The organism is Ruminococcus sp., assembly GCF_019423705.1.
Classification (GTDB): Bacteria; Bacillota; Clostridia; order Oscillospirales; family Ruminococcaceae; genus Hominimerdicola.
Map to the genome: position 1 here is coordinate 57,997 of NZ_JAHZAX010000011.1, position 19,028 is coordinate 77,024.

Consider the following 19,028-nt stretch of genomic DNA (forward strand, 5'->3'; position numbering starts at 1 on the left):
CAGACTGTAAACCATACACAGCATTAAACCACACTTCTCTGTTCTGTTTCTCACTCTGTCGATGAACCTGTCAATTGTAGGGGCGAACATTGTTCGCCCGTGATACCCATAGTACATTTAGCGATAATAACACATAATGCGGTCAACCAAACGGGCGAACGCTGTTCGCCCCTACACTCTTGTCATTAACCAATACAAGCCCCATTCACGAACATATGTATACAATCAACAAATCTATCCCACCCAAATTGTGCAAACAAATGATTTTTGATTTAATTTGATAACATCTCTGCAATTGTTGCATTTTCCCTGCAACTTTTGAGCCGTTTTGCGCTATATAGAGAGAGGTATGCCACAGCGAAAAGTGTACAACGGTGTACAACGGATTTAAAAGTGTTGTACACCTGTTTAAGCGCCTAAATACACACTTTTCAGTACCTAGTGTACAACAGTACAACAGAATACTAATAGGGTATATATAGAATATATAAGTATAGAAGTGTTATTGTTGTTCAAAAAGATCGATAGTCTTTAAACCGCCTATCTACACCTTTGTTCACAATAGCAGCCCACCAACGTCCAGCGCCCTGCTAAACATTCCTCATTCCTAATTCCTCATTCCTCATTCAAACGTCCGTTGTTCACCAACAAAGCGTTACTCATCAAGCTTCAACACCGACATAAAGGCTTCCTGCGGAACGGAGACTGAACCTAGCTGGCGCATACGCTTCTTGCCCTCTTTCTGCTTCTCAAGAAGCTTCTTCTTTCGGGTGATATCGCCGCCATAACACTTTGCAAGCACGTCCTTGCGCATTGCCTTGATGGTCTCTCTTGCGATTATCTTGCCGCCGATAGCCGCTTGTACAGGTATCTCGAAGAGCTGTCTCGGAATGTTCTCCTTGAGCTTTTCGGTAAGTCGTCTGCCTCTTGCGTAAGCCTTCTCCTCGTGGACGATGAAGGACAATGCGTCAACTACCTCGCCGTTGAGCAGGATATCAAGCTTCACAAGCTTTGAAGGCGCATAGCCAAGCATTTCATAATCAAATGAAGCATAGCCCTTTGTGCGTGATTTGAGTGCGTCAAAGAAGTCGTAAACTATCTCGTTGAGGGGCAGCTCATAATGCAGGTCTACCCTCGTCTCGTCGATGTATTTCATATCTTTGTAAACGCCTCGCCTGTCTTGGCAAAGCTCCATTATATTACCAACATATTCAGAAGGCGTGTAAATATGCGCATTTACCATTGGCTCTTCCGCCGAAGCAATGTTCGCAACGTCCGGATAATTTGTCGGGTTGTCGATATATACAGTCTCGCCGTTGGTTAGATTTACCTTATATATAACTGACGGAGCTGTTGTGATAAGGTCAAGATTGTATTCACGCTCAAGCCTTTCTTGGATTATCTCCATATGCAGAAGTCCCAAAAAGCCGCATCTGAAACCAAAACCAAGTGCGATAGAAGTCTCAGGCTCGAATGAAAGCGAAGCGTCGTTGAGCATAAGCTTTTCAAGTGCGTCACGCAGATCGGGGTACTTTGCGCCGTCAGCAGGATAAATTCCGCAGTATACCATTGGGTTTACCTTCTTGTATCCCGGCAGCGCTTCATCGCAAGGCTCAGCCGCATTTGTCACAGTATCGCCCACACGAGTATCGCCGATATCCTTGATAGAAGCAGCGATATAGCCAACTTCACCGGCGTGGAGCTCGCCCACAGGCACAAGCTCGGTCGCACCCATATAGCCTATCTCAACAGTCTGGAACTCTGCCCCTGTGGCCATAAGTCTGATAGTGTCGCCCACCTTGATGTGACCCTCTTTGACACGGCAGTAGATTATTACGCCCTTGTACTGATCGTAATAGCTGTCAAAAATAAGCGCCTTTAGCGGTGCGTTCTCATCGCCTTTAGGACAAGGGATATCCGTTACAACACGCTCGAGGACTTCCTTGATGTTCGTACCCATTTTCGCCGAAACTCTCGGTGCGTCCATTGCAGGTATGCCTATGACGTTCTCCACCTCTGCGCAGGCTCTTTCTGGGTCTGCGGAAGGCAGGTCTATCTTGTTTATGACAGGAACGACTTCAAGGTCGTGCTCGATAGCAAGATAAGTGTTGGCAAGTGTCTGCGCCTCAATGCCTTGTGAAGCGTCAACGATAAGTATTGCGCCCTCGCAGGCTGCAAGAGAACGTGAAACCTCGTAATTGAAGTCAACGTGACCTGGGGTGTCGATAAGATTGAAAACATAGTCCTGTCCGTCGTCAGCGTGATAGTTAAGGCGAACGGCACGGGCTTTGATAGTAATGCCCCTTTCACGCTCGATATCCATATTATCCAAAAGCTGGTTTTCCATATCACGAAGCTTGACAGTCTCGGTGAGTTCCAATATCCTGTCGGCAAGGGTGGATTTGCCGTGGTCTATATGAGCTATAATGCAGAAATTTCTGATGTTTTTTTCGTTCATTTACTGTTATTCCTCTCTCAGACAAGTATACTTTTCCATAATACTTTATTATATCACGATAGCAAAAGCCTGTCAACCGCAAATGATCGACAAATATCGCAAAAAGGAACTTTTATACAATAGGGAATGATACAGTTTTTGTGAAAATTGTCCGTGGCATTAATATAAAAAAAGTGGTATAATGTATATAAAGACGAAAAAAGTGTAAAATCCGGTTATTAATGCGGAAGGAGCGTTAAAAATGCTTAACAAAGGCGACATCATATCTTATGGCACGACAGGTGTCTGCAAGGTCGAGGGCGAGTGCGAACAGACCGTCAAGGGCAAGAAAAAGCGCTACATAGTGCTCAAGCCCATTCATCAGAACAATTCAACACTTTATGTGCCAATGGATAATGACGAGCTGAAAACCAAGTTCAAGCCTCTGCTCACAAAGGCCGAGATAGACGATATAATAAAGGAAATGCCAGAGGACAACATCTGGTTCGAAAGCAGCTCAGAGCGTGCGGAACTTTATTCGGACATTCTTGAAAGCGGCGACAGAAAGCGCCTAGCCCAGCTCGTGCGCACCCTGTATCTGCGACAGAAGAGCCTTATCGCCAAGGGCAGACATCTTCATTCCAATGACGAGCGCATATTCAAAAGTGCCGAAGCCCTGCTCTTTGACGAGTTCTCCGCAGTCCTCGGCATAGGTCAAGAGGAAGTTTTTGACTTTATTCAGACGAGGCTGAGTAAGGCGTAATGGGATTCCCGAATAAAAAAAAGAAGGACAAACCAAAATCGGCTTGTCCTTTTTGTTTGTGAATAATAGTGAAATTGACTGTATTAGTATTAGTCTTTGTCAACGTCCTCAACAGGCTCTTCGATAGCGTCGAGCTGAACTTCAACGTCAACTTCTTCCTCAGCAGGCTCTTCAGCAGCTTCCTCTGCCTCGCCCTCTGCCTTCTCTTCAGCCTCAGTCTCCTCAGCATTCTCAGCTTCACCGGCTTCTTCAGCCTCGTCAGCGCCCTCTGCGCACTCGTCGCAGCCGCAGCAATCGTCGAAATCCTCGTCGAGGTCTTCGTAATCGTAGTTCTCAAGCTCCTTGTGCTTCTTGAGCGCAAATATAGCAGCAGCGCCCGCAGCAACAGCTCCGATCGCAGCAATTACCTTCAATCCACTTGCCATAATAAAACAGCTCCCTTCCAAAATTTCTGTCTCTGAAACATTCTATACATAATTCAGATCATCATTAGTATAACACAATTGTTAGAAAAAATCAAGCATTTTATTAAATAGCCTGCACATTTTATGCAACTTGCTCAAAAACAGCCGACTTATTTTGTCAATGATTTGATTCGCTACATATTGCCTGTAAGGCTCATAATAATGCTCGCCGCCGCCACGGGAGCGGTCTCGCACCGCAGGATACGTTCGCCCAGCCCGATTATCTTGACCCCTGCGTCACGACAGCTTTCCGCCTCGTGCTGTTCAAAACCGCCCTCGCTGCCGATAAAAAGCCCCACAGACTGTCCATTTTCAAGCTTGTCCAGCCCAGCATCACGGAGGTTTATACCGCCCTGCTCATAGCACATCAGCGGCACATCGCAGGCTGCGAGCATTTCAACACACTCGTCAAAGCCGATCAGGTCGCAGACTTTCGGCACGATACCCCTGCCGCATTGCTTCGCCGCTTCAAGGGCTATCTTGTTTAGCCTTTCGATACGCTTTGAAAGATTTTTGCCCTCGGGACGAGAAATGCACCTTGCTGTCATAACTGGGCGAATCTCCGTCACGCCAAGCTCAACGGCTTTCTGCACGATAAATTCCAGCTTGTCAGATTTAGGCATTGCCTGAAACAGCGTAAGCTTTATGCTTGGTTCGGCGTTGCTCGGCTGGGCAAGCAGCACGTCGCACTCCACCTCTTTGTCAGAAATAGTCAATATTTTAGAGCGGTACTCCATTCCCTCGCAGCAGACTGTTATAACGTCTCCAAGCCTCATTCTAAGGCTTCTGCCGATATGCACGGCGTCGCTGCCCTTTATTACCAGCATTTCGCCGCATATATTCTCACGTTCAACAAAAAAATGTGGCATTTTTGACCTCCGGTTACAAATTAAGTAATAATGTTTATGCTTATTCCGATAAAAGAATAACAAACGATTTGATATATAAATAGTATAACATAACTTCAAAAAATGTTCAACAAATTTCATACTAAACACAAAAAGTTTTCACACGCAGAACACATTGAAAGGTTATTATATTATTGTCGCAAGGGAACAGCGAGACAAGCTGTGAAGCTGCGGCAATCGTAAACTTGGTATGTTGGCTTTTACCCCAAGCCTTCATATATACAGCTCGTAGATTAATTTCTACTAGCTTCTCCCCTATAATTTTTTATTTTTTGGCACCCACAGACTTCTGTGGGTGTTTTTTTGTCTTTTTTTAAGAGCTTATCCACATATAGATAAGCTCTCAGACTGTCACATAGGCTTCAAATCAACGGGCGAACGATGTTCGCCCCTACACAAAAAAAAGAGCTTATCCACAAACGCAGATAAGCTCTTTTCAATATACAATTAGAATGCAGTATGCTTAAAATTATCTTGCACCCTCAGCGAAACCGCTGTCAACGAGGTCAACAAGACCCTTTACTGCTGCTTCCTCATCCGGACCGTCAGCGATGATTCTGATCGTAGTTCCGCCTACGATACCGAGTGAAAGAATACCAAGAAGGCTCTTAGCATTAACTCTTCTCTCTTCCTTCTCTACCCAGATAGAAGACTTGAACTCGTTAGCCTTCTGGATAAAGAATGTTGCCGGACGGGCGTGAAGTCCTACCTGATTCTGAACTACTACATCTTTTACGAACATACTGATCTCTCCCATTCAATTTAAGCTTAGCAAAACGCCCCTTGATAAATTTGGCAAAGGGCTTATTTTATTGCCAATGGTTGTTTTAATACACTTATTATACTCGACAAACTTTGCTTAGTCAACGCAAATTTTAGACAAACAAGTAAAAACAGCTTTATTTTTGTTGTTGTGCTTAAAAATTAGCAACTTTAATTATTAAACTTGTGCATATCATACAATCAGCTTGTGACCATTGTATCAGTTTATACAAATTCTTTTAACATTTATGTGGAAAGTGTTGAAAACTTAGGAATTTAAATCTCCTCATTATCTGCAAATTTGTGTATAATAGCCAAATCTTTTTCCGTCAGCGGACTTTTTTCCAAAAGCTCGGGACGCTTTTTCAGCGTTGCGATGACAGCCTGTTCACGGCGCCACTTTGCGATCTCTGCGTGATTGCCCGAAAGCAGGACCTTTGGTACGGCCTTATCGTGCCAAACCTCTGGACGGGTGTATTGTGGATATTCCAGCAGACCATTGTAATGGCTCTCGTCCTCATAACAGTCCGCCTGCGAAAGCGTTCCCTCAAGCATTCGCACAACGCAGTCCACCAGCACAAGCGCCGGCAGTTCTCCTCCCGTGAGGACATAATCGCCGACGGATATCTCCTCATCGACTATCTCCTCGATGACACGGTTGTCCACGCCCTCATAGTGGCCGCATAATATAAATATGCTGTCAAGCTTAGAAAGTTCCTTTGCACGCTTCTGCGTCAGCGTTTTGCCTTGGGGCGACATATAGATAACGTGGGGTTTGGGCTTGCCCTCGCTGACCGCCTTGTAGCAATTGTAGATAGGGTCGCATTGCATAAGCATACCCTGCCGCTCGCTGTATGGCGTATCGTCAACACGGCGGTGTTTGTCCTCGGTGTAGTCTCTAATATTATGGCACGTTACCGTAAAAATATTCTTTGCCCTTGCCCTGCCCACAATGCTTTGTGACAGATAATTCTCCAGCATTTCGGGAAAAAGGGTCGCAATATCTATGTTCAATCAAATTCCTCCATATCGTTATCCTATGCGGTGTAATCCTCCCAGCCCTCGGCAGCGCTGTTCAAATGCCCCTGAGCCGCTCCGCCGTCCGCCTTATAGTGCTGGATACCGATATAAGCGCTTATAGCTATTATAACAGCCAGCACGGCGCACACAAGCAGCGTCCATAACGCTGAGCGCCGCTTTTTCGGTTTGTTGCCCTCATTATTATAATATACACGCAGACTTGTGAGCATATTGTCAAGCTCCACAAAGCTGAGTTTTTCGCCCTTGAAGCTGTTGGCAAGGCGGTTGAAGCCGCTTTCCTTTCTCAGCCGCTTTATGAGCCATTTCTGCTCCGCACGCTCGTTCCTGAGCTTAGGGCTTTCGTCTATGTACGCCGTCAAAACACGTTCAATGCAGGCGATAGACTTCTCTCGATTTTGAAGCTTTGGATAAATGAGGTCGAACATTGCGTCGGAATAATCCTCCGCCAGCCGCTTCACGTCCTCATATTTACAAAAGCGCATCATTCAAAAAGTCCCTCGAGTGGGGTAATCTTCATCACCCCTGCCTTGATGTCAGTCTCGGCGATAACGTCGGGGATAGCAGGGATAAGATGAAGCTCGCCCTTTTCATTTGTGATGTGGTAAACGTCGTTTGCACCTGTTGCGCTGACGTCGGTTATCTTGCCATAGCTTTCGCCGCTGTTGGCGTCGACCACTTCAAGGCCGATAAGGTCCTGCACGAAATAGCAGCCCTCTTCAAGCTCAACGTCCTCCCTGTCGATATAAAGCACCCTGTTGCGCAGCTTTTGAGCCTCCTCAACAGTATCAACGCCCTTGACCTTCATCACAACGATATTCTTTGCGACCCTTGAACGCTCTATCTCGACAGGCGTGCCGCTCTTATAATATAGTGTGTCGAATTCGCAGAGAAAATCGGGGCTATCACACCAAGGCTGGACTTTTATCTCGCCCTTGATACCAAAGACCGACACGATCTTTCCTGCTTCAAGATATTTTTTCACTTCCATTTAGTATGCCTCCGTTCTGTTCAAAGTGTTTTACTTTCAATAAATTGTAACATATTTTTATCCCCTTTGCAACGCTTATTTTGCCCCTGTCAGCGTGGAAAAGCGGTATTTACAAAAAGTTTAATAATTACAGTTTGGTTACTGAGAGAGAATTTTTATCCCGATTTTTGTACAAAATCACTAGCAATTCCTGCGATTTAACAAAATCTTCACACATTCGGCGATGAAATGTGTTACAATTTGTAATATATTAAATTGCAAGACCTGCGCCCTAAGTGCGCATTAAAAGATTTTTTGCATATTTTCACTATAAAACACTTGCAAATGATATCGTTTTTTGTTATAATAACAATATGCAGACTTCTGCCCAAACGAGTCTAAAAATTTGCAAGTAGAGGGGAATAACTTATGTCAAACAGATTATTTCAAAGCGTTGTTCATCAGATGCGTGACACTATCGACTGTGTTATCGGCGTTATAGATGAGACCGCAACCATTATTGCCTGCTCAGAGCTTTCGCAGGTCGGAACGACTAATGAATTCGTTTCCCTGGATCTGGGCGATTCACACGACATTTTTGTTAGAGACGGTTATACCTATAAACCTTTCGGCGCTCATATGAAGCCCGACTATGCTGTTTTCGTTGAAGGAACTGACGAAGTTGCTGCCAAGTATGCAAGCATTCTCGCTATCACTCTTTCAAGCATAAAGCAGTATTATGACGAAAAATATGACAGAAACAACTTCATCAAGAATGTTGTTCTCGATAACGTTCTCCCTGGCGACGTTCACGTCAAGGCGAGAGAGCTGCACTTCAGCTCGGATATCTCAAGAGTTGTGCTCCTCATAAGGATCGTTTCTTCAAACGATGTTTCGGCTTACGATGTTATTCAGAACCTCTTCCCTGACAAGAACAAGGACTTTGTTTTCAATATCACAGAAAGCGATATCGTGCTCGTTAAGGAAGTTGCCAACGGCGTTGAGTCAAAGGATCTCGAGAAGCTTGCACGCTCCATCTCCGACACACTTTCCAGCGAGTTCTATACAAGAGTGAACGTTGGTATCGGTACTGTCGTTGAGGGCGTTAAGGAACTTGCAAGAAGCTTCAAGGAAGCACAGATCGCACTTGAAGTCGGCAAGGTATTCGATACTGACAAGAACATCGTTTCATACGATAATCTCGGTATCGCAAGACTTATCTATCATCTGCCGACAACACTTTGCGAGACGTTCCTCAAGGAAGTTTTCAAGAAGGGTTCGATCGAGTCTCTCGATCACGAGACGCTCTTTACTATCCAGAAGTTCTTTGAAAACAATCTGAACGTTTCTGAAACATCAAGAAAACTGTTCGTACACAGAAACACTCTTGTGTACAGACTTGAAAAGATCAAAAAGCTCACAGGTCTCGATCTGAGAGAGTTCGACCACGCTATCATCTTCAAGATAGCCCTTATGGTAAAGAAATATCTCTCCGCCAATCCGGTGAAATTCTAATTTTTGACTTCGTGACTTTGTGACCTTGCGTATGAAGCCCTGTACATATTATTACCACGGGCTTTCCAATAAATAAGGCGGTGTAAATTTTGGTAGAGTTTAAAGATGTGTCCGTCACCTATTCAAGCGGTGTGGACGCTCTGAACAAGATCAATCTGAAGATCAACGACGGCGATTTCGCATTTGTCGTAGGTCCTTCAGGTGCTGGTAAATCCACGCTGATAAAGCTCGTTCTTAAAGAGATAGACGCAACGAGCGGAACAGTTATGGTAAACGGCTTCAATCTCAAGAAGCTCAGAAGAAGAAAAATTCCTGCACTTCGCAGAACTATCGGCGTTGTGTTTCAGGATTTCAGACTTATCCCGACAATGACAGTTTATGAGAACGTGGCGTTCGTGCTGAGAGTTATCGACGCTCCCGCAAAGTACATAAGAAGCCGTGTTCCGTATGTTATCAGCCTTGTGGGACTTTCCGATAAGGCAAAGAGCTATCCGACAGAGCTTTCGGGCGGCGAACAACAGCGTGTTGCGCTGGCAAGAGCGTTGGTCAACGACCCTCAGCTTATCATCGCCGACGAGCCGACGGGTAACATCGACCCTGCGCTTTCATATGAAATAGTCGAGCTGCTCAAGGGTATCAACGAGTGCGGCACTACCATTCTTATGGTAACTCACGAGCACGACCTTGTGCGCTATTTCGGAGGCAGAATTATCAACATCAACAAAGGTCAGATCGCCTTTGACGAAGTGATAGGAGGCTCCAATGAAAGCAAGTAGTTTCAGATATCTTATAAATCAGGGCTTCAAGGGCATTTGGAAAAATAGAATGATGACGTTCGCTTCTTTCTGTATCCTCCTCGTTTCCCTGCTTATGGTTGGCACTTCCGTGCTTGTTTCCATAAATCTTACAAGAATAATCGGCGGTATCGAGGACAAGAGCGAAGTCATCGTTATTGTTAAGGACGGCACCAGCCAAGCGGATATGCAGACCCTTGAGGAAAAGCTCAAGCAGGTGGGCAATATCAACACCGTCAGCCTCTATTCTAAAGAGGAAGCTTGGAAAAATATGCTCAAGGGTATGACCGACGAGGAAAAAGACTTCTTCCAGTACGCTGACGACAATCCACTCCCCGATACTTATAAGGTTACTGTCAACGACATTGAGAAGATGAGCGAGACGACTACTCAGATAGAAACATTTGACAATGTTGACTCGACAAAGTCCCCGACAGCCTTTGCAGATATCCTTATCAGCATTAGAAGAATATTCACGATCGTTTCCTTTGCTATCGTGCTGGCGCTTGTTATAGTTTGTCTTATCATTATCTCAAACACCACAAGAGCAAGCGTTTTCGCAAGACGCAAAGAGATCAATATTATGAAATATGTGGGTGCTACCAACAGCTTTATCAGAATACCTTTCTTTATCGAGGGTATGATCGTAGGTCTGCTGGCGGCGGCAGGTGCGCTTGTGCTCACAAAGTTCGCTTACGAGGGTATTTACAATATCTTCAATGACGACTTCAAGCTTTGGAGCATTTTGGGAGTTCAGAACCTTTACTCCTTCAAGTCTCTGCTTCTCCCCGTTGCAGGCTCTTACCTTATTGCGGGAGCTCTCATCGGTGCTATCGGTACTTCTATCAGTACGGGCAAGCACCTCAAAGTATAAAATTTGCCAGAATACAGACATAGGCAGGCTGAGACTCACAAAGGGGTTACTTGGGCTGCCTATTGTTGCAATTTAAGATAACAGCATTGCCGCTCAGAGATAAAAATTGCGGCTGATACAACGTGTAAAAATGTCATTATGACGGAGGAAAAAATGAAAACAGGCATATTCACAATGAAACGAATATTAGCGTTCACGATCGCTGTCATCACTTCAATGACAGTCCTCGCAGGCGGCGCAAAGCCCGTCATCAATACTCGGAACGCCTCTGCCGAAAGCACGGCTATCAAAGAGAACAAGCAGAAGATATCCAGCGCAAAGGAAAAGCTCAGCGACCTTGAAAAAAAACAATCGGAGCTTGACGACAAGATATCAAGCACAAAGGACGATATCAACAAGGAAGAGGAAAATCAGAAGGCTATACAGGAGCAGATCGAAACTGTTCAGGAGACTATCCTCACCCTCGAGGACTCTATCGCAGATCTTGAGACCGATATCGCAGGGCTGGAGGAAGATATCGCAAAGAGCGAGATAAAGATAAAGAACAAGAAGGCGGAGATCGAAGAGGGCGTTGTTGACTTCAAGCAGCGTCTTAGGGCGATGTATGTTGCCGGAAACAGTTCTTATTCTGATATCCTCATCGGTGCGACGGACTTTTACGATATGCTTATGAAGATAGAGCTTGTAAAGCGTGTTGCCGATCACGATAACACTATGATCGACGGACTTGTGGAGCTAAAGGGCGAATATGAAGCGCAGGAAGCTCAGCTGGAAGCCAACAAGACAGAGCTTGAGACAAACAAGGCTGACCTTGAAGAGCAAAAGACATATCACCAAGAGCAGAAGGACAAGCTTGACGACCTTTATGCTCAGAGCCAAGCTGTTATCGACCAGCTTGAAGCCGACAAGGAAGCTTATGAGCAGAACAAGGAACAGATAAACAAAGAGCACGAAGAATTCGAGGCGCAGATACAGAAGCTCTATCAAGAGCAGGAAGCTATCAAGAAAAAGGAAGAGGAAGAGCGCAAGAAGAAGGAAGAAGAGGAAAGAAAGCGCCGTGAAGAAGAGCGTAAACGTCAGCAGCAAAATAATAACAATAATAACGGCAATTCTCAGCCTTCAAACGGCAACGGCAACACCTCAAACAGCGGACAGAGTTCTACAAACAACGGCGATTATAATTACACCGATAAGAGCCAGTTCACTTGGCCTGTTCCGGGATATTACCACATATCCTATGGCGTTGGCTGGCGCTGGGGCGCTTATCACGCAGGTATAGACATATGGTCGCCGGGTATCAGAGGCGCTAAAATTTGCGCTGCCGCCGAGGGTACTGTTATCCTCGTCAGCAACACCTGCACCCACGATTATGGCAAGAACGGTTCCTGCGGCTGCGGCGGCGGTTATGGCAATTACTGCATAATCGACCACGGCAACGGCTACTGGACCCTTTACGGACACTCACAGTATATGAGCGTAAAGCAGGGACAGCACGTCAACAAGGGCGATGTTCTCGGCATTATCGGTTCGACAGGCTACTCAACGGGAGATCACCTGCATTTTGAGGTGCGCCTGAACGGCGTTGCGCAGAACCCGTCAAATTACGTTTGATGATCTGATAAGATAATACCCAACCAAAGGAGTCACTTATTTCTATGAACAAGCTATACAGCTTAAAAAGAATTTGCACTTTTATACTTGCTTTCGCTGTGACCGCAGGGATAGCAGGAAGCAGCATAAATTCATCAAGGATAGTCACAAAGGCTGACACGGAGTCGGTGCAGGCTGACGAAAATACTGACAGCTCGCAGGAGGTTGCAGGCACAAGCAATGGCGATGAAGCTTCCGCCGACAGCACTACCGAAGAGGACTCAAACACAGGTTTTGACATAACTCAATACGCTGAACAGCTCAGAGAGATATCCCAAAAGCAGCAGGAGATAAACAAACAGCTTGATGAATACAATGACCAGCTTGACGAAAAGAAAAAAGAGCAGAAGCTTATAAAGGAAAAGATCGACTCGATAAACGAAGAGATAAAGGTGCTCAATACATATATGACAGCGCTGGAGCTGCAAATAAGCACCAATGAGAGAAATATTGACAAGAAACAGCAGGAGATCGACAGCGGCATAAACGATTTTAAGCAGCGGCTCAGGGCAATGTATATCGCAGGATCGGACAGCTACACGACAATGCTGCTCGAATCGGACAGCTTTTACGATATCCTTATGAGGCTGGAGCTTATAAAGCGTGTGGCTCATCACGACGACACGATGATCGACGGGCTTGTGAAGCTGAAATCGGAATATGAGGACTTGCAAAAGAGCCTTGACAAGCAAAAGGCTGAATATGACGCTCAGTATGAGCAATACAGCAAGCAGAAAGAGACGCTGAGCCAGCTTTACCGCTCAAGCACCGAAGCGCAAATGGAGCTCAAGGCGGAGCAGAAAAAGCTCAAAGAGCAGAACGAGAAATACGAAGCCGAAAGGCAGGAATTTGAGGGCAGCTTGTCTGATATCCTCAAGTCGTCCAGCTCGGGAGGCACGGCAAGAGACGACGAAGTTGCGGCGACAATGGCGCTTGCGGACGTCAAACTTGAAGAGCTTCACAAGAGCATCAACGAGCGCAAGGAAAACGGCGAAGAGCTTGACGAATATGAGCCGGACTATTATTTCGCTTGGCCTGTACCGGGGTCATACTCGGTATCATCGGGCGTTGGCGCACGCTGGGGCTCATACCATTCAGGACTTGACATTCCAGCCGCCCACGGCACGGAGATACACGCTTCTTGCAGCGGCAAGGTCATCAGAACGAACACAACCTGCACCCACGATTACGGCAAGGAAGAGTCCTGTGGCTGCGGCGGCGGATACGGCAACTTTGTTATAATCGACCACGGCAACGAATTCATCACCCTGTACGGACACCTTTCAGAAGTTGACGTTGAGGTGGGCGACGAGATAAAGAAGGGCGATGTTATCGGCAAAATGGGCTCGACAGGCTTCTCAACGGGCGATCATCTGCATATTGAGATACGCTATCAGGGATATATTCTGAACCCTGCTCTTTATCTTGATGTTACACAATAATGGTATGATAAGACCAGTCGGACTGCGGTTCGGCTGGTTTTTTGTGTGCAGCAATGTAAACAATGTTTTCTCTTTATCAATTGGTTTAACTCCATTTATTTGATATACGCCACGATGAAAATATACAATGCTACACGTCTTGTCAATTGCTATATAAAATAATGCGTTGCTTCGATGGGCTGTCGAGGACGCCAGCCTCTACATTTGACAGGTTAAGCAACAAAGTAAAAAATAGAACAGCAAAGCACGACTCCCGTCAGCCATTCCTCACTCCTCACTCAATAGGCTCCTCACTACAAAATGCGCCGTTGACAAAAAGCCCTGCCTGGGGTATAATATAAGCAGTAATACACAACTTACTAATAAACCAACAAGATAAAATAGAAACGAGGTCAATAAAATGAGCGAGGAAAGAATACCAAAGAGAAGCGAAGTGCCTGAGGAATCAAAGTGGGCGCTTGAGGATATCTACCCGACTGACGAAATGTGGAGCGAGGATCTGCAAAAGCTCAAGGCTATGCCGGAAAAGATACTGTCATTCAAGGGCAGGCTCAGCGAAAGCGCTGATATGCTCTATGACTTTATGAAGCTGTCGGACGATATTTCCGTTCTTTGCGACAGCTTGGGCAATTATGCTCAGAGACGTTCCGATGAGGACACGGCGAACGCTAAGTATCAGGGCTTTATCGGTCAGCTTATGAACGCTTATGTTGCCATAAATTCTGCCGGAAGCTTTGAAACGCCTGAGATGATCGCTATTCCCGAAGAGACGCTGGAGAAATTCTATGCTGACAAGCCTGAGCTTAAACTTTACAAGCGTGCTTTCGATAAGCTGAGACACAAAAAGGAGCACGTTCTTTCTGAGGCGGAGGAGAAAATTCTTGCTCTTACAGGCGAAATGGGTCAGTCACCCGAGAATATCTATTCTATGTTCTCTGACGCAGACCTGCGCTTCCCTGACGCTGTTGACAAGGACGGCAAGGCGCACCAAGTGACCCACGGAAGCTATATACCACTTGTGCAGAGCGAGGACAGAGTGCTGAGAAAGTCCGCATTTGAGGCGATGTACAGCACTTTTGACAAGTTCAAGAACACCTGCGCCGCTACACTTTCGGCTCAGATAAAGGCGGTCAATTTCTATTCAAAGGCGAGAAAATACAACTCCAGCCTTGAAGCCGCTCTCGACAGCACGGAAGTTCCTGTTTCCGTTTACACCAACCTTATCGAAGCTGTTCACGACAATATGCACTATATGTATGATTATGTTGCCCTGAGAAAGAAGCTTCTTGGCGTTGACGAGCTGCATTTTTACGATCTTTACACACCTGTTGTTCCCGACGCTGATATGAAGATAACATTCGAGGAAGCGAAAGAGACCGTGCTCAAGGCACTTGCGCCAATGGGCGAGGATTATCTTGCAATACTCAAAGAGGGCTTTGACAACCGCTGGATAGACGTTTACGAGAACGAGGGCAAGACCAGCGGAGCGTATTCCGCAGGCGCAAGGGTTCACCCTTATGTGCTGCTCAATCACAAGGACACTCTCAACTGTATGTTCACATTGGCGCACGAAATGGGTCACGCTATACACTCATATCTTTCCAATAAGAACCAGCCTGTGGTATATTCAGATTACGTTATTTTCGTTGCGGAAGTGGCTTCCACCTGCAATGAAGCGATGCTTATGCAGTATCTATTAAAGACCACAAAGGATAAAAAGCAGCGTGCGTACCTTATCAATTACTTCCTTGAACAATTCCGCACAACGCTGTATCGTCAGACAATGTTCGCTGAGTTTGAGCTGAAGATAAACGAAATGGTTGCGGCTGGCGAGAGCCTTACAGCGGAAAATCTTAATGAGCTTTACGGCGAGCTCAACAAGCTTTATTTTGGCGACGGTATCGTGCTTGACGATGAGATCAAGCTTGAGTGGGCAAGGATACCGCACTTCTATTACGACTATTATGTATATCAGTATGCAACGGGCTATTCTGCTGCCATCGCATTGTCCCAGCGCATTTTGAAGGGCGGCGAAAGCGCAGTCAAGGACTATATAGGCTTCCTTAAAGGCGGCTCCTCAACTGACCCTATCTCGCTGCTTAAAGGCGCAGGAGTAGATATGGCGACGGCAGAGCCGATAAATGAGGCGTTGAAGATTTTTGGCGAGCTTATTAAGGAAATGGAAGAAACGCTATAACAACTAACACCACAAACGGACGATACCCACAAAGGATATCGCCCGTTTTTTTGCCCCAAAATATTTTACCATTTTTTGTTCACATCAGCGCAGTACATCCCTATCTTTAACGCCCTTAACTCAACGTAACAGCCGCACTTTGCGCACATTCCGTCAACCAGTTGCTCACATTCCTTGCAGATAGACAAACGCCTGCGGTATTCGCCTTCATCTACTCGCTTGTCCGCAGGATATGCCGCTATGTGACTGCGCAGATCAGTGAGAAAATCAGCTTCATCCATATCTTCCAGCAGACACTTTCTGCACCGAACCTTTGTTATATCACCCATACAAAATTTCTCTCCTGTACAAAAAAGCGGACAGTTCGCCGCCGTCCGCCAATTATCCAAAACTTATTCTACTGAGATTATGTAGTAATAAACAGGCTGTCCGCCATTGATAAGATTAACGTCAAGATTCGAGAACTTTGAAGCGATCTGCTTTTGCAGAGCCTCTGCCGCCTCGTCGGTGACGTCAGAGCCGTAAAGGATAGTGATGAATGAACTGTCGCCCTTAACAAGCTTCTTTGTGAGCTTGTATGCAGCCTTTGTCACGTCCTTTTCAACAAAGCCAAGCTTGCCGTTTTCAAGGCAAAGTATCTCGCCCTGCTTGATGGAGTGACCCTCGTAATCTGAATCTCTTGCCGCAAATGTGACCTGTCCCGTTGAAACACGCTCGAGAGCGTTGGTCATTTCAATGCGGTTGGTATTGAAATCGGCGTCGGGGTCAAATGCCAGCATTGCGGACATTCCCTGCGGGATAGTCCTTGTCTGGAGCACGCAGACCTTTCTGTCGGCAAGCTTTACAGCCTGCTCAGCCGCCATAATGATATTCTTGTTGTTAGGAAGCACGAAAACAGTCTCCGCAGGGCAAGACATTATCGCCGCAAGAATATCCTCTGTGGACGGGTTCATTGTCTGACCGCCCTTGACGATACAGTCAACGCCGATATCCTTGAACAGCGCTTCAATGCCGTTTCCGGCTGCAACAGCCACAAAGCCGTACTTCTTTTCAGGCTTTGCAGGAACAAATTCCTGCTTTGCTTCCTTCTGTCTTGCCTTGTGCTGGAGCTTCATATTCTCGATCTTCGGCAGATTGATATAGCCAAACTCAAGACCCTTTTGTATAGCCTTACCTGGGTCGTTGGTATGGACGTGAACTTTGATTATCTCATCGTCCTCAACCACAACAACGCAGTCGCCGATAGTTTCAAGATATGCTCTCAGCTTTGACGAATCGTCAGCGTCAGCTTTCTTTGTGATTATCATTTCGGTGCAGTATGTAAAATGTATCTCACAGTCATACTGACCAACAGTTGAAGCGAAAGTCTCAACAGTCACCTGCTGCTTTGGCTGAGCGTTCTCCGCCTTGACGATCTCGCCGCCCTTGAAAACGTCTCTCATCGCCTCAAAAATAATGAGCAGTCCCATTCCGCCTGCATCAACGACCCCTGCCTTTGCAAGTGCAGGGAGCAGCTTCGGCGTTTCATCAAGTGAAAGCTTCGCCTGTCTGCAAACTTCCTCCATTATGATAACAGGGTCATTGGTGGAATGTAAAAGCTCTCTTGCCTTCTCGGCGGACTCTCTCGCAACTGTGAGGATAGTACCCTCCGTCGGCTTCATAACTGATTTGTAAGCCCCAGAAACGCCAAGTTCCAGCGACACTGTAAGCTCATTTGCGCCCATTTCCTTCTTGCCTGCAAGACCCTTTGCAAAGCCTCTGAAAATAAGCGAAAGTATAACGCCCGAATTTCCTCTTGCTCCACGAAGCAAAGCGGAAGCCGCAGCCTCAGCCACAGCCGAACAATCCACATCGTCGCCCATATTTTCCAGCACGGCAAGTGAATTTGAGATAGTCATAGACATATTTGTTCCCGTATCGCCGTCCGGCACAGGGAAAACGTTCAGCTCGTCCACGGACTTCTTTCTATTCGATATACTATGCGCAGCGCTGATATAAGCGTTGCGAAGCAATACTCCGTTTATCACTTTGGTTTTTCCTCCTATACTCATTGTAAAAGCTGTCAGCTCGTCATTTCGTCAACGTAAACGTTCACAGACTTGACCGCAACGCCTGCCTGCTCTGTAAGCACAAAGTTGACTTTATGGATAATGCTGTCAACGATAGCGCCAACGTTTATTCCGTAATTGACCGTTATATGCAGGTCGACCACAAGTTCGTCACCCACCTGTCTGATGATAACGCCCTTAGTGGTGTTCTCTTTTTTAAGCATAGCCGACACGCCCTGCTTAGCGCCGTAAGCGTTAAGACCTGCCACGCCGAAACAGCTTTCGGCAGTATCCGAGATAAGCTGTCTGAGATATCCGGTAGAAATTCCTATTGTTCCAATATGATTACGAAACTTTATCACAAAAACAACCCCTCTTAATACATAGTTTTACAAACGCTTTATAATTACTTTTATTATAGCACATTCTATAATAAAAATCAACTGTTTTTTGTTGGAGCTTGCAAAGGGCAAGTTTCAACGCTATTTCAGCGTTTATTCAGCACGCAAAGTATAATCTGCGACTGCCATTGGTGTATCCGCAATGAAAACCGCACCTGCGCTTTCTAGCTCTTCCCTGCTGCCATAGCCGTAAAGCACGCCTATGCAGTCCATTCCGAGAGCCTTTGCGCCCAGCACATCGTGCTTTCTGTCGCCAACCATTATCACATTTGAGCGGTCGTCTGCGCCGCAGTTTTTCAGCGTGTGGGTGATGACTTCCGCCTTGACGCTTCTTGTGCCGTCAAGCTCCGCACCGCCGATAAAGTCAAAATATTCCACAAGGTGAAAATGCTCCAATATCTTCACCGCAAAGACCTGCGGCTTTGAAGTCGCCACCGCAAGCTTGAGCCCTGCGGACTTGAGCGCCTTTAAACAGTCCTCAACGCCCTCATAAACTTTGTTTTCAAATATTCCCTTTGTGGTGTAATATTCTCTGTAATACTTAACGGCTTCAACGCATTTTTCTTCCGAAAAGCCGTAAAAATCTCTGAAAGAGTCTTTGAGGGGTGGGCCTAAAAACTTGCCCATTTGCGACATTTCAGGCTCTATGCCGAACTTTTTCAAGGCGTATACCGCCGAATTTATTATGCCCTCCCCAGACTCTGTTAGCGTGCCGTCAAGGTCAAAAAGCACAGTTTCATATTTTCTCATTTTTATTCCTCACTC

At 46.0% G+C, this 19,028-nt stretch carries 18 protein-coding genes; 7 read left to right on the forward strand and 11 right to left on the reverse strand.

What is annotated here, in order from left to right; translation table 11 throughout:
* Positions 1 to 655: 655 nt before the first annotated feature.
* Positions 656 to 2,458 carry a translation elongation factor 4 gene (gene lepA / locus QZ371_RS09935; RefSeq protein WP_295212058.1) on the reverse strand — a complete coding sequence of 601 codons (1,803 nt, stop codon included), beginning with the start codon at positions 2,456 to 2,458 and terminating at the stop codon, positions 656 to 658.
* A gap of 241 nt (positions 2,459 to 2,699) precedes the next feature.
* Here lepA and QZ371_RS09940 point away from each other — a divergent pair, with 241 nt between their 5' ends.
* The gene (locus tag QZ371_RS09940; protein WP_295212065.1) at positions 2,700 to 3,200 is read left to right on the forward strand and encodes a CarD family transcriptional regulator; all 501 of its coding nucleotides are present in this window, start codon (positions 2,700 to 2,702) and stop codon (positions 3,198 to 3,200) included.
* Between the two features lie 89 nt (positions 3,201 to 3,289).
* On the opposite strand, the gene QZ371_RS09945 is transcribed toward QZ371_RS09940, so the two are convergent.
* From QZ371_RS09945 to rimM, 6 genes are all read right to left on the reverse strand, one after another.
* Positions 3,290 to 3,625 carry a hypothetical protein gene (locus tag QZ371_RS09945; RefSeq protein WP_295212066.1) on the reverse strand — a complete coding sequence of 112 codons (336 nt, stop codon included), beginning with the start codon at positions 3,623 to 3,625 and terminating at the stop codon, positions 3,290 to 3,292.
* A 173-nt stretch (positions 3,626 to 3,798) separates the two neighbouring features.
* The gene (locus tag QZ371_RS09950; RefSeq protein WP_295212067.1) at positions 3,799 to 4,533 is read right to left on the reverse strand and encodes an RsmE family RNA methyltransferase; all 735 of its coding nucleotides are present in this window, start codon (positions 4,531 to 4,533) and stop codon (positions 3,799 to 3,801) included.
* 508 nt (positions 4,534 to 5,041) lie between these two features.
* Positions 5,042 to 5,314, reverse strand: coding sequence for an HPr family phosphocarrier protein (locus QZ371_RS09955; RefSeq protein ID WP_022288633.1), 273 nt, complete (start codon positions 5,312 to 5,314; stop codon positions 5,042 to 5,044).
* A 296-nt stretch (positions 5,315 to 5,610) separates the two neighbouring features.
* On the reverse strand, positions 5,611 to 6,348 hold the full coding sequence (gene trmD / locus QZ371_RS09960) for a tRNA (guanosine(37)-N1)-methyltransferase TrmD (protein ID WP_295212070.1): 738 nt from the start codon (positions 6,346 to 6,348) through the stop codon (positions 5,611 to 5,613).
* Positions 6,349 to 6,371: 23 nt separating this feature from the next.
* Positions 6,372 to 6,860, reverse strand: coding sequence for a hypothetical protein (locus QZ371_RS09965; RefSeq protein WP_295212072.1), 489 nt, complete (start codon positions 6,858 to 6,860; stop codon positions 6,372 to 6,374).
* Entirely contained in the window at positions 6,857 to 7,363 is a 507-nt protein-coding gene (rimM, locus tag QZ371_RS09970) for a ribosome maturation factor RimM (protein WP_295212073.1), read from the reverse strand. Before rimM ends, QZ371_RS09965 begins: the two co-directional genes overlap by 4 nt.
* Positions 7,364 to 7,771: 408 nt before the next feature.
* Here rimM and QZ371_RS09975 point away from each other — a divergent pair, with 408 nt between their 5' ends.
* The 6 genes from QZ371_RS09975 to pepF all read left to right on the forward strand — a co-directional run bounded on the left by QZ371_RS09975 (position 7,772) and on the right by pepF (position 15,814).
* The gene (locus QZ371_RS09975) at positions 7,772 to 8,857 is read left to right on the forward strand and encodes a helix-turn-helix domain-containing protein (protein WP_295212075.1); all 1,086 of its coding nucleotides are present in this window, start codon (positions 7,772 to 7,774) and stop codon (positions 8,855 to 8,857) included.
* Positions 8,858 to 8,946: 89 nt separating this feature from the next.
* Positions 8,947 to 9,633, forward strand: coding sequence for a cell division ATP-binding protein FtsE (ftsE, locus tag QZ371_RS09980; protein WP_295212076.1), 687 nt, complete (start codon positions 8,947 to 8,949; stop codon positions 9,631 to 9,633).
* On the forward strand, positions 9,620 to 10,525 hold the full coding sequence (gene ftsX, locus QZ371_RS09985; protein WP_295212077.1) for a permease-like cell division protein FtsX: 906 nt from the start codon (positions 9,620 to 9,622) through the stop codon (positions 10,523 to 10,525). The genes ftsE and ftsX overlap by 14 nt, the downstream gene beginning before the upstream one ends.
* 153 nt (positions 10,526 to 10,678) lie before the next feature.
* The gene (locus QZ371_RS09990) at positions 10,679 to 12,136 is read left to right on the forward strand and encodes a peptidoglycan DD-metalloendopeptidase family protein (protein ID WP_295212079.1); all 1,458 of its coding nucleotides are present in this window, start codon (positions 10,679 to 10,681) and stop codon (positions 12,134 to 12,136) included.
* A gap of 44 nt (positions 12,137 to 12,180) precedes the next feature.
* Positions 12,181 to 13,617, forward strand: coding sequence for a murein hydrolase activator EnvC (locus QZ371_RS09995; protein ID WP_295212080.1), 1,437 nt, complete (start codon positions 12,181 to 12,183; stop codon positions 13,615 to 13,617).
* A gap of 400 nt (positions 13,618 to 14,017) precedes the next feature.
* Positions 14,018 to 15,814, forward strand: coding sequence for an oligoendopeptidase F (gene pepF / locus QZ371_RS10000; RefSeq protein ID WP_295212081.1), 1,797 nt, complete (start codon positions 14,018 to 14,020; stop codon positions 15,812 to 15,814).
* A 65-nt stretch (positions 15,815 to 15,879) separates the two neighbouring features.
* Here the strand turns inward: pepF and QZ371_RS10005 are convergent, their stop codons facing one another.
* The 4 genes from QZ371_RS10005 to QZ371_RS10020 all read right to left on the reverse strand — a co-directional run bounded on the left by QZ371_RS10005 (position 15,880) and on the right by QZ371_RS10020 (position 19,013).
* A complete protein-coding gene (locus tag QZ371_RS10005) occupies positions 15,880 to 16,143 on the reverse strand; it encodes a DUF6171 family protein (protein WP_295212082.1) in 264 nt (87 codons plus the stop codon).
* A gap of 63 nt (positions 16,144 to 16,206) precedes the next feature.
* The gene (locus QZ371_RS10010) at positions 16,207 to 17,841 is read right to left on the reverse strand and encodes a DAK2 domain-containing protein (RefSeq protein ID WP_295212084.1); all 1,635 of its coding nucleotides are present in this window, start codon (positions 17,839 to 17,841) and stop codon (positions 16,207 to 16,209) included.
* A gap of 35 nt (positions 17,842 to 17,876) precedes the next feature.
* Entirely contained in the window at positions 17,877 to 18,224 is a 348-nt protein-coding gene (locus QZ371_RS10015) for an Asp23/Gls24 family envelope stress response protein (RefSeq protein ID WP_295212085.1), read from the reverse strand.
* Positions 18,225 to 18,356: 132 nt separating this feature from the next.
* Positions 18,357 to 19,013, reverse strand: coding sequence for an HAD family hydrolase (locus tag QZ371_RS10020; RefSeq protein ID WP_295212087.1), 657 nt, complete (start codon positions 19,011 to 19,013; stop codon positions 18,357 to 18,359).
* Positions 19,014 to 19,028: the final 15 nt, after the last annotated feature.

Excerpts from the sequence above, each read along its gene's own strand:
- rimM (WP_295212073.1), bottom strand. The coding sequence starts at position 7,363 with ATGGAAGTGAAAAAATATCTTGAAGCAGGAAAGATCGTGTCGGTCTTT.
- QZ371_RS09955 (WP_022288633.1), bottom strand. The coding sequence starts at position 5,314 with ATGTTCGTAAAAGATGTAGTAGTTCAGAATCAGGTAGGACTTCACGCC.
- QZ371_RS09965 (WP_295212072.1), bottom strand. The coding sequence starts at position 6,860 with ATGATGCGCTTTTGTAAATATGAGGACGTGAAGCGGCTGGCGGAGGAT.
- lepA (WP_295212058.1), bottom strand. The coding sequence starts at position 2,458 with ATGAACGAAAAAAACATCAGAAATTTCTGCATTATAGCTCATATAGAC.
- QZ371_RS09950 (WP_295212067.1), bottom strand. The coding sequence starts at position 4,533 with ATGCCACATTTTTTTGTTGAACGTGAGAATATATGCGGCGAAATGCTG.
- QZ371_RS09990 (WP_295212079.1), top strand. The coding sequence starts at position 10,679 with ATGAAAACAGGCATATTCACAATGAAACGAATATTAGCGTTCACGATC.
- pepF (WP_295212081.1), top strand. The coding sequence starts at position 14,018 with ATGAGCGAGGAAAGAATACCAAAGAGAAGCGAAGTGCCTGAGGAATCA.
- QZ371_RS09995 (WP_295212080.1), top strand. The coding sequence starts at position 12,181 with ATGAACAAGCTATACAGCTTAAAAAGAATTTGCACTTTTATACTTGCT.
- QZ371_RS10005 (WP_295212082.1), bottom strand. The coding sequence starts at position 16,143 with ATGGGTGATATAACAAAGGTTCGGTGCAGAAAGTGTCTGCTGGAAGAT.
- QZ371_RS09945 (WP_295212066.1), bottom strand. The coding sequence starts at position 3,625 with ATGGCAAGTGGATTGAAGGTAATTGCTGCGATCGGAGCTGTTGCTGCG.
- QZ371_RS09940 (WP_295212065.1), top strand. The coding sequence starts at position 2,700 with ATGCTTAACAAAGGCGACATCATATCTTATGGCACGACAGGTGTCTGC.
- ftsX (WP_295212077.1), top strand. The coding sequence starts at position 9,620 with ATGAAAGCAAGTAGTTTCAGATATCTTATAAATCAGGGCTTCAAGGGC.
- QZ371_RS09975 (WP_295212075.1), top strand. The coding sequence starts at position 7,772 with ATGTCAAACAGATTATTTCAAAGCGTTGTTCATCAGATGCGTGACACT.
- QZ371_RS10020 (WP_295212087.1), bottom strand. The coding sequence starts at position 19,013 with ATGAGAAAATATGAAACTGTGCTTTTTGACCTTGACGGCACGCTAACA.